General features: G+C 65.2%; 11 protein-coding genes. 4 read left to right on the top strand and 7 right to left on the bottom strand.

What is annotated here, in order from left to right; all coding sequences use genetic code 11:
• Positions 1-46: 46 nt before the first annotated feature.
• Positions 47-1,633: a gamma-glutamyltransferase gene (gene ggt, locus ACIU1A_RS28755; RefSeq protein ID WP_404925860.1), complete on the top strand. Its 1,587-nt coding sequence runs from the start codon at positions 47-49 to the stop codon at positions 1,631-1,633.
• An 85-nt stretch (positions 1,634-1,718) separates the two neighbouring features.
• On the opposite strand, the gene ACIU1A_RS28750 is transcribed toward ggt, so the two are convergent.
• The 7 genes from ACIU1A_RS28750 to ACIU1A_RS28720 form a co-directional block, all read right to left on the bottom strand.
• Positions 1,719-3,494 carry an ABC transporter ATP-binding protein gene (locus tag ACIU1A_RS28750; protein ID WP_404925859.1) on the bottom strand — a complete coding sequence of 592 codons (1,776 nt, stop codon included), beginning with the start codon at positions 3,492-3,494 and terminating at the stop codon, positions 1,719-1,721.
• Between the two features lie 163 nt (positions 3,495-3,657).
• Entirely contained in the window at positions 3,658-4,602 is a 945-nt protein-coding gene (locus ACIU1A_RS28745; protein WP_140491553.1) for an acetamidase/formamidase family protein, read from the bottom strand.
• Positions 4,592-6,235: an ABC transporter substrate-binding protein gene (locus tag ACIU1A_RS28740; RefSeq protein ID WP_404925858.1), complete on the bottom strand. Its 1,644-nt coding sequence runs from the start codon at positions 6,233-6,235 to the stop codon at positions 4,592-4,594. Before ACIU1A_RS28740 ends, ACIU1A_RS28745 begins: the two co-directional genes overlap by 11 nt.
• Before the next feature lie 34 nt (positions 6,236-6,269).
• Complete coding sequence (locus ACIU1A_RS28735; RefSeq protein WP_140491557.1) at positions 6,270-7,190, bottom strand: ABC transporter permease; 921 nt, start codon at positions 7,188-7,190, stop codon at positions 6,270-6,272.
• Positions 7,187-8,095 (bottom strand): ABC transporter permease, encoded by a 909-nt coding sequence (locus tag ACIU1A_RS28730; RefSeq protein ID WP_140673712.1) that lies wholly within the window; start codon positions 8,093-8,095, stop codon positions 7,187-7,189. The genes ACIU1A_RS28735 and ACIU1A_RS28730 overlap by 4 nt, the downstream gene beginning before the upstream one ends.
• Positions 8,073-8,690, bottom strand: coding sequence for an ANTAR domain-containing response regulator (locus ACIU1A_RS28725; RefSeq protein ID WP_404925857.1), 618 nt, complete (start codon positions 8,688-8,690; stop codon positions 8,073-8,075). Before ACIU1A_RS28725 ends, ACIU1A_RS28730 begins: the two co-directional genes overlap by 23 nt.
• Complete coding sequence (locus ACIU1A_RS28720) at positions 8,687-9,781, bottom strand: transporter substrate-binding protein (RefSeq protein WP_404925856.1); 1,095 nt, start codon at positions 9,779-9,781, stop codon at positions 8,687-8,689. The genes ACIU1A_RS28725 and ACIU1A_RS28720 overlap by 4 nt, the downstream gene beginning before the upstream one ends.
• Before the next feature lie 939 nt (positions 9,782-10,720).
• Between ACIU1A_RS28720 and ACIU1A_RS28715 the strand changes: the two genes are divergently transcribed.
• From ACIU1A_RS28715 to ACIU1A_RS28705, 3 genes are all read left to right on the top strand, one after another.
• Positions 10,721-11,575 carry a MetQ/NlpA family lipoprotein gene (locus tag ACIU1A_RS28715; protein WP_404925855.1) on the top strand — a complete coding sequence of 285 codons (855 nt, stop codon included), beginning with the start codon at positions 10,721-10,723 and terminating at the stop codon, positions 11,573-11,575.
• 72 nt (positions 11,576-11,647) lie between these two features.
• Positions 11,648-12,736, top strand: coding sequence for a methionine ABC transporter ATP-binding protein (locus ACIU1A_RS28710; RefSeq protein ID WP_404925854.1), 1,089 nt, complete (start codon positions 11,648-11,650; stop codon positions 12,734-12,736).
• Positions 12,717-13,373, top strand: coding sequence for a methionine ABC transporter permease (locus tag ACIU1A_RS28705; RefSeq protein ID WP_140491569.1), 657 nt, complete (start codon positions 12,717-12,719; stop codon positions 13,371-13,373). Before ACIU1A_RS28710 ends, ACIU1A_RS28705 begins: the two co-directional genes overlap by 20 nt.
• Positions 13,374-13,382: the final 9 nt, after the last annotated feature.

The raw sequence follows: 13,382 nt of genomic DNA, 5'->3' as shown, positions 1-13,382 counted from the left end.
TCACCGGCCCAATTGGCTTCAAGTGACCAGGAGATATTCGGACAGAATGCGTGATTTCCAGTTTCCCGGCCGCTCGCCGGTCCGTGCCACCGAAGCGATCGCCGCGACCTCGCATCCGCTTTCGACGCTTGCAGCCATCGACATGCTGCGCGCCGGCGGCAATGCCATGGACGCCGCTGTCTGCGCCGCCGCCGTGCAGGGCGTGGTCGAGCCGCAATCGACCGGCATAGGCGGCGACTGCTTTGTCCTCTATTGCCCCGCGGGGCAGGGACACGTGCTGGCCTTCAATGGCTCCGGCCGGGCGCCCGCCAAGGCGACCGTGGACTGGTATCGCGACAAAGGCTTCAGCGAACTTCCCAAACAGGGACCGCATGCCGTGACCATGCCCGGCGCGATCGACGCCTGGTGCAGGCTGCTGGAAGACCATGGCAGCAAGGACCTTGCAGAGGTGTTGGCGCCGGCGATCCACTATGCCGAGAACGGCTATGTCGTGCATGACCGCGTCGCCTTCGACTGGGCCGAACCGGAGACCGACCTGTCGGCCGACGAGCACGCCGCGCGCATTTTCCTGCCGGGCGGCGAGGCACCCAGGGCCGGCGACGTGCACCGGCAGCCGGAGCTTGCCGCCACCTTACGCATCATTGCCAGGCATGGCCGCGCCGGGTTCTATGAAGGCGCCGTGGCCGACGACATTGTGAGCCGGCTCAAGGCGTTGGGCGGACTGCATTCGCTTGAGGATTTCGCTTCGACCAAGGGCGATTATGTAGCGCCGGTCAGCGTCTCTTATGGCGGCCACGAGATCCACCAGATGCCGCCGAACAACCAGGGGCTGACGGCGCTCGTGATGCTGAATGTGCTGTCGGGGTTCAAGCTCGGCGGCCTCGACCCCAACGGCGCCGAACGCCTGCATCTTGAGATCGAGGCCGGACGGCTGGCTTACCGCGACCGCGACCGTTTCCTCGGCGATCAGGATCATGTGCCCGTGCCGGTGAAAGAGCTTCTCTCCGCCGCCTATGCCGAGCGGCTGCGCGCCGAGATCGACCGCCAGCGTGCCATGACGCACCTGCCGGATGTGCAGCTGCCCGGCAGCGACACGGTCTACATCTCCATCGTCGACCGCGACCGCAACGCGGTCTCCTTCATCAACTCGACCTATTATTCCTTCGGCAGCGGCGTCGTCGGCCCGAAGACCGGCGTGGTGCTGCAGAACCGCGGCTCGAGCTTCCGCCTCGACCCGGCGCATCCGAACGCGATCGCGCCCGGCAAGCGGCCGATGCACACGATCATGCCCGGCATGGCGACGCGGAACGGCCGCGTGGTGATGCCGTTCGGCGTCATGGGCGGCGGCTACCAGCCGTTCGGCCATGTCCATCTTTTGACCAACATGCTCGATTTCGGCATGGATCCGCAGCAGGCGCTCGATGCGCCGCGGGTGTTCTACAATGACGGCATGGTGGAGGCCGAGCGTAATGTGCCTGCAGAGGCAATCGAAGGCCTGCGCCGGCGCGGCCATGCCATCACCCAGCCGCACCATCCGCTCGGCGGCGGCCAGGCGGTGCTGATCGACTGGGAAAAGGGAACGCTGACCGGGGCGTCGGATCCACGCAAGGACGGAATGGCGCTTGGGTATTGATGGGATCGGGACAGCCGTCGCGGCCCGGATTTGGCTGCAGTTGCCGCAGCAAGCGTCCGCGCCGCCCCACATGAGCAGCATACCCTCACCCCGCCACCAGGTGACCGCCTCCGACATCGCTCAGCGCCAGCCTCTGCGGGCTCTCGCCCAGCCTCCGCGTCGCACTCGGAATCTCCTGGTCCAGCCTTGCGAACCGGCTCCTGCGCTTCGCCGGATCGGGCACCGGCACAGCTTCGATCAGCCGCCTGGTGTAAGGGTGGCGCGGGTTGGAGAAAACCTGGTCGCGCGTGCCCATCTCGACGATCTGGCCGAGATACATGACGGCGACGCGGTCGGAGATGTTTTCGACTACGGCCATATCATGGGAGATGAAGAGGTAGGCGACGCCGAATTCGCGCTGCAATTCCTTCAACAGGTCGAGCACGCGCGCCTGCACGGAGACGTCGAGGGCCGAAACGCTTTCGTCGGCGATGATCAGCTTCGGCCTTAGCGCCAGGGCGCGGGCGATGCAGACGCGCTGGCGCTGGCCGCCGGAGAATTCGTGGGGATAGAGCTCCATCTGGTCGGCCGACAGGCCGACCCGCTCGAACAAAGCCGCCACCCGGTCCCTGCGCTCCTCCTTCGAGGCGACGCCATGGATGACCAGCGGCTCGGCAACGAGATCGCCGACGCGCATGCGCGGGTCGAGCGAAGCGTAGGGGTCCTGAAAAATCATCTGCACGTCGCGGCGCACCGCCTTGCGCTGGTCGCGGCCGAGGCCCGACAGGTTGCGTCCGCCGATGACGATGTCGCCGGTATAAGGCACCAGTCCGGCCAGCGCCTTGGCGGTGGTCGACTTGCCGCAGCCGGATTCGCCGACCAGCGCCAGCGTTTCGTTGGGCGCGATCGAAAAGCTGACGCCTTCGACGGCATGGACGCGCCGGTTGACCCGGCCGAAGAAGCCGCCACGCAGGTCGAACCGGACATGCAGATCGGTGACATCGGCGACGTTCGCCGGCGCAACCGGCTCGGCAATCTCTTTCGATTTCTGGCGGCCGGCGCCAGTGCCGATGCGCGGCACGGCGGCGAGCAGCTCGCGCGTGTAGTCGGCTCGCGGGCGAGCAAAAATGTCCGATGTCTTGCCTTCCTCGACCATGCGGCCATGCCGCATGATGATGACGCGGTCGGCCATTTCGGCGACCACGCCCATGTCGTGAGTGATGAGGATGACGCTGGTGCCGTGCTGGCGCTGCAGGTCGCGCAGCAGTTCCAGAATCTCGCCCTGCACGGTGACGTCGAGCGCAGTCGTCGGCTCGTCGGCGATCAGCACGTCCGGCTCGAGCGCCAGCGCCATGGCGATCATCACCCGCTGGCGCATGCCGCCGGACAGCTCATGCGGAAACTGTTTCAGCCGGCTTTCGGCTTCCGAAATGCGCACTGCCTTCAACGCCTCGATGGCGCGGCTTCGGGCCTCGGCGGGCGAGGGGCTGGTGTGCGCCTCGATGGATTCGGTGAGCTGGCGGCCGATCGAGAGCACCGGGTTCAGCGAGGTCATCGGCTCCTGAAAGATCATGGCGACGCGGTCGCCGCGGATGCGGCGCATCCGGCGCTCGTCGAGCGCTGTGAGATCGGTGTCGCCCGCATCCCCGCCAAGAAGGCGGATCGTGCCCGAAGATATGCGCGCGGCGGGCTGCGGCAGTAGTTGCATGATCGCCAGCGCGGTCATCGATTTGCCGGAGCCGGATTCGCCGGCGATGCAGAGCGTGTCGCCGCGTGAAAGCGTCAGAGAGAGGTTGGAGACGACGTCGCGCTCGCCGTCCTCGCCACGCACGGAGACGGAGAGATTGGCGATGTCGAGAATTGTTTCGGTGGCTGAGGTCATTGCAGACGCAAACCTGCAAGGGATTTATTCTGTGGCGCCCCCCACCCGGACCTTCGGTCCGACCTCCCCACAAGGGGGAGGTAGGGCGCCGGTTTTTTACCCTCCCCCTTGTGGCGAGGGTCGCTGCGAAGCAGCGGGGTGGGGGTGCAGCGCCGACCGAACATCATTCGAACACGCAGCGCGGGAAGTAGAACGACACCACCCAGTTCGGCATGTCGACGATCTCGCTGATCCTGAGATCGCCACAGACCGAGGCCAGCATATAGGCCTCGACCGGATCGATCTGGTAACGGCCGGCGAGCAGGTCGATCATCTGGGCGACCGCCTCTTTCGCGCCGGTCATCAGGTCCGGGCCGATGCCCGTGGTCACCTCGTAACCCTTGGTGTCGAGGTGGCGCGTCACCGGGCCGGGCGTGGTGAAGCGCGGCATCTTCAGCCTGGCGTCCTTGACAAGGTCGAGCTTGAGCACGACGTCCATCGGGCTTTCGATCGCCGTGCCGCAGACCTCGCCATCGCCCTGCGCGGCATGCGTGTCGCCGACCGAAAACAGCGCGCCGGCCACCTCCACCGGCAGATAGAGCGTTGTGCCGGCGGCGAGGTCGCGAATGTCCAGGTTGCCGCCGACGCGGCGGGGCGGCACCACCGAGTGATGGCCCATTTCGCCCGGCGCGTTGCCGATGGTGCCGGCGAAGGGTTTCAGCGGCACGCGGCCGTTCTTGCCGAACAAGGCCGGCTCCAGCGAGGCGGCATCGTATTTCCAGATGTTGAGCGCCGGCTGCTTGAAGTCGTCGGCGAGCAGGCCGAAACCTGGAATGTTCGCCGTCCAGCCGAAGCCGGACGGTTTGAACATCTCGATCGTCACCTTCAGCGCGTCGCCCGGCTCGGCGCCCTCGACGAAAATCGGCCCGGTGACAGGGTTGATCCCGGCGAAGTCGAGCTTGGCGATGTCGGCGACGGTGCTGTCGGGCTTGAGCTGGCCACCGGAGGAATCGAGGCACTGAAACTCGATGGTCGAGCCGGGCGCCACGCGCTGCGCCGGGGCAAAGGAATTGTCCCAGCCGAAATGGTGATGGCGTCCGTGGATGGTGTAGTCGCAGTTATTGCACATCTTTTACGTACACGTTGTCGTAGTTGATCGGGATATGGACCGGGTCGACATAGAGGTTGTCGGCGCCGCCCATGCGCGCGGACTTCATGGTAAAGCGCTGCTCGCTGAAGACCGGCGCCCAGGGCGCGTCCTCCATCACCTTGTCGTAGATGGCGCTCCACATCTTGTCGCGCTCGCCTGATTTGGCTGGGTCGACCACCGAGTCGGCCTCGGCCGCCTTGGCGTCGAGGTCCTTGTTGCAATACCACGACCAGTTCCAGCCGCCAGGCACCGCGCCGGCGCAGCCGAGGATCGGACCGTAAAAGTTCGATGGGTCCGGGAAGTCGGCGATCCAGGCCATGCCGCCCGACCAGATCATCGGCGCGCCGGCCTTGTCGCCGCCGGCGGCGATGACGTTTGCCTGGGCGAGCGACTGGATGCTGGCCTTGATGCCGATCGCCGCCAAGTCCTGCTGGATCGCCTGCGCGATGCGCGGATTGGGATCGGTGTTCATGGCGAAAAGCTGCGTCTCGAAGCCGTCGGGATGGCCGGCTTCGGCCAGCAGCGCCTTGGCCTTGGCGACGTCATAGGGATAACCCTTGTACGCCTTGTCGTAGCCCGGCATCGAGGGCGGCAGCGGCTGGTTGGCCGGCACGGCACGGTTGTTGATGATCTGGACGACGCGCGCCTTGTTGATCGCCATATTAACCGCCTGGCGCACCTTCACATTGTCGAACGGCGCCATGGTGGTGTTCATGGTGACATAGCCGGTGTGCAGCTGCCCGCCCTCCACGACGCGCGCCTTCTGCTCGGGATCGGCCATCACCTCCTGGAACTTGGCCGGCGGAATGCCGTCGCCGGGCACGTCGATCTCGCCCTTCTGAAGGCGCAGCAGCGCCACGATCGGCTCTTGGCCGATCTCGAAGGTGATCTTGTCCAAATGCGGCAGTCCCTTGTGCCAGTAGTCCGCGTTGCGCTCGAAGACGATGCGCTGGCCGAGCGTCCACTCGGCGAGCTTGAAGGCGCCGGTGCCGACCGGATGCTTGCCGAAATCGGCGCCGTATTTCTCGACCTCTTCCTTCGGCACGACATGCGAGAAGTTGATGGCCATGACATGCAGGAAGGTGGCGTCGGGCCGGGTCAGCTCGAACTTGACGGTATAGGGATCGACGACGGTGACGCCGGACAGGCTTTCGGCCTTGCCGGCGGCGACATCGTCATAGCCCTTGATCGAGCCGAAGAAGCCGGCGCCGGGGCTCTGCGTCTTCGGATTGGTGACGCGGTCGAGCGAGTATTTCACGTCGTCGGCGATCATCTCGCGGCCATTGTGGAATTTCACACCATGGCGCAGCTTGAAGGTGAAGGTCTTGCCGTCGGGCGAAATCTCGTAGCTTTCGGCGAGGTCGGGCTTGAGATTGGTGGTGCCCGGCTCGTAGTCCATCAGCCCGTCGAACAGGCTCTTGATCATCGACCAGTTCTGCCAGTCATAGCCGATCGCCGGATCGAGGGTCGCGACATCGTCCTTGTAGGTGATGGTGATGGCGCCGCCCTGCTTGGCGTTGGGATCGATAGTGTCCTCGGCGCGGGCGCTGGTCATGCCGAGCATCAGCGCCAGCGCCGATGCGGCCACGGTTGATGCGAGAAGCTTTTTCATTGTTATGTTCCCTTTCTCTGTTGGTTTTCTGGTTTCATCTGAGCTTGATGCGGGGATCGATGAACGGGGCGATGATGTCGGCCAAGAGATTGCCGAGCACGATGGCGAAGGCCGACACCAGCGTGACGCCCATGATGATCGGAATGTCGACGCGCTGGATCGCCTGCCAGGCGAGCTGGCCGATGCCTGGCCAGCCGAACACGCTTTCGACCACCACGATGCCGCCCATGAAGATGCCGATGTCGATGCCGATCATGGCGATGACCGGCAGGATGGCGTTGGGGAGCGCATGGCGGAACAGGATGGCGCGGCGCGCCAGGCCCTTGGCGCGCGCGGTGCGCACATAATCCTGGCGGAGCACGTCGATCATCGAGGAGCGCATCATGCGCGCGTACCAGCCGGCGCCGAGTATGCCCATGGTTAGCGAGGGCAGCACCAGATGGCGCCAGGTGCCGTAGCCGCCGATCGGGAACCAGCCCAGCCGCACGGCGAACACGTAGAGCAAAAGCAGGCCGACGACGAATTGCGGCGCCGAGACGCCGACGAAGGAGGCGACCATCAGCGTCTGGTCGGTGGCGGTGCCGCGCTTGACGGCGGCGATCAGGCCCATGCTGAGCCCGATCAGCAATTCGCACAGGATGGCGCCGACCATCAGGAGCAGGCTAGCCGGCAGCCGCGAGACGATAAGCTCGGTGACCTCGGAGCGCTGGATGTAGGAGCGGCCGAGATCGCCGCTGGCGAGCTTCGTGAGATAGTGCCAGTACTGGACGACGAAGGGCTGGTCGAGGCCGAGCTGCTGGCGGATGTTCTCGACCGTCTGCGGCGTGGCGCTGCGGCCGGCGATCTGGCGCACCGGGTCGGCAGGCAGCAAATAAAGCAGCGCGAAGGTGATAAGCGAGACGCCGAGCAGGATGAGCAGCGACTGGATCAGGCGGCGGCCGAGATAGGCGATCATGCGCGGCCCCTTTGCGTCGGATCGAGGATGTCGCGCAGCGCGTCGCCGATCAGGTTGAAGGCCAGCGCCAGCGCCAGGATCGCCGCACCCGGGAAGAACACCAGCCAGGGCGCCGCCTGGAAGTAGGTCTGGTTCTCGAAGATGATGTTGCCCCAGGAGGCCGTCGGCGGCTGCACGCCGATGCCCAGGAAGGAGAGCGTCGCTTCCAGCAGCACCGTGGTGGAGATGCCGAGCGTGCCCCAAACGATGATGGTGGGCAGGAGATGCGGCAGGATGTGGCGAAACAGGATGCGCGGCGCGCTCGCCCCGATGGTGCGTTCGGCGTCGATGAACTCGCGTTCGGCGAGCGAAGAGGTTTCGGTGTAGATGACGCGCGCGGTCTGCACCCAGTTGACCAGTGCGATCACCAGAGCGACGATCCAGAGACTTGGTTCGAACACCGCCGCGAGACAAATGGCGAGCAGCAGTGCCGGAAACGCCATCATCAGATCGGTGAAGCGCATGAGAGCACTGCCGATCCAGCCGCGGAAATAACCCGCCGTGACGCCGACCAGCGTGCCGATCAACAGCGCCACGCCGTTGGCGGCGATGCCGATGATCAGCGAGGTGCGGGCGCCGTAGAGGATGCGGGTCAACAGGTCACGGCCGAGCAGGTCGGTGCCCAGCCAGAATTTTGCGTCGGGCGGCAAGGGCGAGCCTTCCAGCGTCAGCCCATCGAACATCTGCTCATTCGGGTCATAGCCGGTCAGCCATGGCGCGAGGATCGCGCCGGCAAGGACGATGGCGACGATGAACAGACCGAGCAGCGCCAGGCGGCGTTTGACCAGCCGGCGCCAGACGCCGGCGCGCGGCTTGACCGGCATGCGTGCGGCCGCCGGAAGATCAGGCGCGATAGGACTGGTCATCGCCGCCTTCCTCGCCCGTTATTTCGTCACTCGTCATCGCCACGATGCGGCGCGCCGCATCCTCGACACTGATCTGCCAATTCATCGCCAGCGAGCGCAGCTGCGCATAGGCGCGATCGTCATCGGTGCCTTTCGAGAGTGCCGCGACCGCGCGCACGATGGTCTGGCGCTCCGCGACACGCTGGCGCAACGAGGCGATCTCGCCGGCCAAATGTTTTCGCGCCTCGAAACTCTGCCTTGCGATCAGCAGCGCGCTGTAGACGCCGGCGGTGCCGACCGGCTTCAGGAGCTGCGCATCGGCCTTGTGCGAGAGCGCCCATTCGATGCGGCCGGGCGCCTCCGAACCGATCAGCGCCACCAGCGGCATCGGCGCCTCGCCGGCCTTCCACGGGAATTGCTCGTCGAAACCGAGATCGGCGTCGAAGAACACGAAATCGGCGGCCAGCGCTTCAGGCGGCAGTTCGGGCCAGCAGTCGACGGTGACCAGGCCGATGGCGGACAACTGCCTGGTGATGGCCTGCACGGTCGGGTGCGGGCGATGCAGGATGAATGCCCTGGCGCCGCCGAGATTCGGGATGCGCGATGGCCTGGTCACGACACCACCCTCAGGCGCGGCCGGCCGAATGTCGTGGCGGGGTCGTAGCGTGACAGGTAAGGATCGGGCGCGACCTCGTGATGCCGGCTGACGACCTCGAAGAAGCCGTCGGCGATCCGGCCGATGATCACCGGCAGCGTTGCGTGCTGGGAATGAGCGTCGATGGCGATCGGGCCGAGCCGGGTGGAGAAGCGCCGTTCGGCGAAGGCCTTGGAAAATTCCGCCGGACCGGCATCGGGATCACGCGAGAGCACGTCGGCCATCACTTGCACGGAGGCATAGGCGGAGGCCTCGAAGGACGAGGCGAAGGCCGCCGGGCGAGGCGCGAAATACGGCCCGACCGACAAATGCCCTTTGCCGGTTTCGCCGATCGCCGGCAGCTCACCCTCGGTGAGGTTGCAGGAGATGACCGGGCACACCTCGGGGCTGAAGGCCGGGTCCTCAACGCCCAAGTCGCGGTAGGCCGCCAGGAAGGCGTAGGAGGAGGTGCCGATCAGATTGTTGAGGACGAAGTTCGGCCGCGTCGCCCGGATCTCGGCGATCAGCCGCGACACGTCGGTCTCGCCGATGCGCAGATAGCGCTCGCCCAGCACCTTGCCGCCGGCGTCCGCGATCAGGTCGCGCGCCACGCGGTTCATCTCCCAGCCCCAGATGTAGTTCGAGCCGAGCAGGAAGCCGTTGGCGCCGAAGCGGGGCACGACATGGGCCATCAGCGGCACCAGATGCTGGTTTGGGCAAGCGTGCATGTAGACGACGTGCTCGTTGGCCTCGAAGCCTTCATAGGGGCAGGCGTACCAGAGCATGCCGCCGGCTTTCTCCAGCACCGGAATGGTCTCCTTGCGGCTCCAGGAGGTGACGCAGCCGACGACATGGCGGGCGCTGCTGGTCTTGAAGATGTCCTCGCAGAGCGTCGCATAGCGATCGGCATTGCTTTGCGGGTCGCGCTCGACCGGCACCAGTTCGATATCCGAGCCGCGGTCGGCATTGATGTCGGCGATGGCGCGCATGGCACCCATCCGGCACGCATCGGAGACGAGCTGGTAGCTTCCCGAGCGGGAATAGAGGATGCCGATCTCGATACGCCGTTTCAAACAGATCCCCAAAAATAACGATGCCCCGCAGCCACCGCCGGAGGGCGAGGCATACGAGGCATTCTTGCCGCCCGGCGACCAGGGCCGGTATTTTCAGCCTAAACTATTCCGTGCCACCGCCCAGTCAAGCGGGAAAGTGCGATCTGTCCGAGTTTGAAATTAGGGCTTGGGCCGCAAGGCGATTGGGCAGGAAGCTTCGACCTAGCGATGGGAAGGTTCTATGAACCCCTTCGACCAGAGGATCCTCTCACAAGCGAAGAAAGCCCACGACGTGATTGACGACGGCAAGGACCCCACCGCGGCGCGCCGAGATCGCCAGGAAGGCGACTGACAAACGTTGGTCGGTTAAGAGATAAGTCTCTCTAGTTCCGCAAGTGTCTCGATACGGTCACGTTCGGAAGCGGCGCGAACGTGTTGGCCTTCTGGACCGGTCGGAATCAGGCCGCCTTGCGCCGTAGAAGAGACGCTAGGATGGTACGCATTCCCGAGTACGCCGGACCGCCGATTGTCACTTCCCAGTCAGTGGCGCGTTTTCGGGGGTACTTAGCACTGCGTAGCGCTTCACGGAATGCGGTCGGCTCAACGCCAACGGTTTGAGCCATCTCTTCAGCGGTTGTGTATTTGGCTATCATGAAATCTCCTGTGCTTTCCTCTAGCCATATAGGGATTCAGAGCGGAATGCGCCAGCAGACCGGCCAGATCTCAAATTGAGACACTACGGAAAAGTGCGTTCGTCAGCTCAACGGCAGCGCTGTGGCCCGCTCGGCGCGGCGGCTAGGCTGGCGTGCTCGCCGTCCAGAAAATTTTGAGAGAATATTCCGGGCTTCCGGGCGAACCGGGGAACGCGGTTCTTTGATAATATCCCTAGAGTTTCTGATGATCTGGACAAGGCTTGGCGTTCCGCCGGGCTTGTGACTTCGCAACCGCAGAGAATCCATCATGTCCGATTTCAGGAACACCTTGTCGTCTTCCCTCTCGTCATATTTCAACCGCCGCGCGGGTCTTGGCTTGCTTTTCGCTTCGGCGGTCGCGGCCGCCGGGCTGATTGCGCCCAGCGCTTCGTTCGCCGAGGACAAGAAGGCGATCAAGGTCGGCATCATCAGCGGCGAGGACGAGGATGTCTGGCGCGTCGTCGTCGCCCAGGCGGCGCAAAAGGGCTTCAGCATCGAGACCGTGGTGTTCAACGATTACACCCAGCCCAACGAGGCGCTGGAACGCGGCGAGATCGACGCCAATGCCTTCCAGCACCAGCCCTATCTCGACAACCAGATCAAGACACAAGGCTACCACATCGTGCGCGTCGGCTATACCGGCGTCTGGCCGATCGGCCTCTACTCCAAGAAATATACGAAGATCGCCGACCTGCCCGAGGGCGCGGTGATCGGCGTGCCGAACGATCCCTCCAATGAAGGCCGGGCGCTGCGCGTGCTGCAGAACGAGGGCGTGATTAAACTGAAGGACGGCACCGGCATTCTCGCCACCACCGCCGACATCGCCGAAAACCCGAAGAAGGTCGAGATCAAGGAGCTTGACGCCGGCATTGTCGGCCGCTCCGTCGAGGATCTCGATGCCGCCGTGGTCAACACCGACTGGGCGCTGAAGAGCGGCCTGACACCGGAAAACCGTATCGCGCAGGAGCCTATCGCCGACAACCCCTACCGCAACTTCATCGCGGTCAAGGTTGGCAATGAGAACGAGCCCTGGGTGAAGACGCTGGTCGCCTCCTACCAGAACGAGGCGGTGAAAGCCGAGTTCGACAAGGTCTACAAGGGCACCGGCCTCAGCGCCTATTGAGGCTGTTAGGGCATTTGACATGAAGGCGGTCCGCGCGATGCGCGGGCCGCGATCGTATTTCGGGATCCGCGCATGAACCAGCATTTCTCAGCAACCGCAGAAGCCGTGGAGGGCACAGGCCCACCGCCGCAAGACGTGGTGCGGCTCGTCGACCTGAAGCGCCGCTTCGGCGCGACGGCGGCACTCGACGGCATTTCGCTGACGGCGCGCAAGGGGGAGATCCTCGGCATCATCGGACGCAGCGGCGCCGGCAAATCGACGCTGATCCGCTGCCTGAACGGACTGGAGCGGCCGGATTCCGGTGAAGTCTTCATCGAAGGCCGCGAGATCAGCCGGCTCGGCGAGCGCGACCTGCAGCCGCTGCGGCGGCGCATCGGCATGATCTTCCAGCATTTCAACCTTTTGTCGGCCAAGACCGTCGAGGACAATGTGGCGCTGCCGCTCAAGATCGAAGGCCGCCCGAAGGCGGAGCGGCTGCGCCGCGCCGCCGAACTGCTTGAACTGGTCGGCCTGTCGGAGAAGGCAAAGGCGTATCCGGCATCGCTGTCGGGCGGGCAGAAGCAGCGCGTCGGCATCGCCAGGGCGCTGGCCGCGCGGCCGGCGCTGCTGTTGTCGGATGAAGCCACCTCCGCGCTTGACCCGGAGACGACGCGGTCCATTCTCGCCTTGCTGAGAGACATCAACCGGCAGCTTGGCCTGACCATCCTTTTGATCACCCATGAGATGGAAGTGATCCGCTCGATCGCCGACCGCGTGGCGGTGATCGACGCCGGGCGCTTCGTCGAGCAAGGCCCGGTCTGGTCGGTATTTGCCGAGCCGCGCTCGGACATTACGAAAAGCCTGCTTGGCGCCATCCGGCCGCAATTGCCGGCCGAGCTCTCGGCCCGGCTGCTGCCCGCGACCGGCGCGGAGACGATCCTGCGCGTGGATGTGGCCGGGGAGGCCGCGCAAAGCCCGCTCTTGTCCGATCTCGCGACGCTCGTGCCTGGCACGTTCCGCCTCGTCCATGGCGGCATCGACCATATCCAGCAGCAGCCGGTGGGCACACTGTTCCTGTCTGTCCCCGGCAGCGATGCAAGCCATCTCGCGCGAGTGATCGCATTCCTGAAATCGCGCGAGGCGCGGGTGGAGGTGCTTGGCCATGTCGCCGATCCTGTTTGAGCTTCTGCTGCGGTCGATCTGGGAGACGGTGCTGATGACGGCCGCTTCCGGCCTCATCTCGCTGGTTTTCGGCCTGCCGCTTGGTCTCGCCTTGATCGCCACCGAACGCGGCGGCATCGCCGAAAGCCTGTGGGTCAACCGCGTGCTCGGCGCAGTCATCAACGGCTTCCGGTCGGTGCCGTTCATCATCCTTTTGGTGGCGCTGATCCCGGTGACGCGGCTGATCGTCGGTACCTCGATCGGCACCTGGGCGGCGATCGTGCCGCTGTCGATCGCCGCCACGCCCTACTACGCGCGCATCGCCGAAGTGTCGCTGCGCGAGGTCGACCATGGCCTGATCGAGGCGGCGCGCGCCATGGGCGGCAACCGCTGGACGATCATCCGCGAGGTGCTGGTGCCGGAAGCGCTGCCAGGCATCGTCGCGGGCTTCACCGTGACGCTGGTGACGCTGGTCGGCGCCTCCGCCATGGCCGGCGCGATCGGCGCCGGCGGCCTCGGAGACCTCGCCATCCGCTACGGCTACCAGCGGTTCGAGACGTCAGTGATGATCGCCGTGGTGATCGTGCTGATCATCCTGGTCTGCGGCATCCAGTGGGTGGGCGACCGGCTGGTGGCGAAGCTGGACCGGAGGGGGTGAGCGGCTGAG

Source organism: Mesorhizobium maamorense (genome assembly GCF_044998965.1).
Taxonomy (GTDB): Bacteria; Pseudomonadota; Alphaproteobacteria; order Rhizobiales; family Rhizobiaceae; genus Mesorhizobium.
The sequence above is the reverse complement of the archived record's forward strand: the minus strand, read 5'-3'. Positions and strand labels throughout refer to the sequence as shown.

Bases quoted from the DNA above. Each gene is read 5' to 3' on its own strand.
- ACIU1A_RS28710 (WP_404925854.1), top strand. From the start codon at position 11,648: ATGAACCAGCATTTCTCAGCAACCGCAGAAGCCGTGGAGGGCACAGGC.
- ACIU1A_RS28705 (WP_140491569.1), top strand. From the start codon at position 12,717: ATGTCGCCGATCCTGTTTGAGCTTCTGCTGCGGTCGATCTGGGAGACG.
- ggt (WP_404925860.1), top strand. From the start codon at position 47: ATGCGTGATTTCCAGTTTCCCGGCCGCTCGCCGGTCCGTGCCACCGAA.
- ACIU1A_RS28715 (WP_404925855.1), top strand. From the start codon at position 10,721: ATGTCCGATTTCAGGAACACCTTGTCGTCTTCCCTCTCGTCATATTTC.
- ACIU1A_RS28730 (WP_140673712.1), bottom strand. From the start codon at position 8,095: ATGACCAGTCCTATCGCGCCTGATCTTCCGGCGGCCGCACGCATGCCG.
- ACIU1A_RS28745 (WP_140491553.1), bottom strand. From the start codon at position 4,602: ATGTGCAATAACTGCGACTACACCATCCACGGACGCCATCACCATTTC.
- ACIU1A_RS28735 (WP_140491557.1), bottom strand. From the start codon at position 7,190: ATGATCGCCTATCTCGGCCGCCGCCTGATCCAGTCGCTGCTCATCCTG.
- ACIU1A_RS28750 (WP_404925859.1), bottom strand. From the start codon at position 3,494: ATGACCTCAGCCACCGAAACAATTCTCGACATCGCCAATCTCTCCGTC.
- ACIU1A_RS28740 (WP_404925858.1), bottom strand. From the start codon at position 6,235: ATGAAAAAGCTTCTCGCATCAACCGTGGCCGCATCGGCGCTGGCGCTG.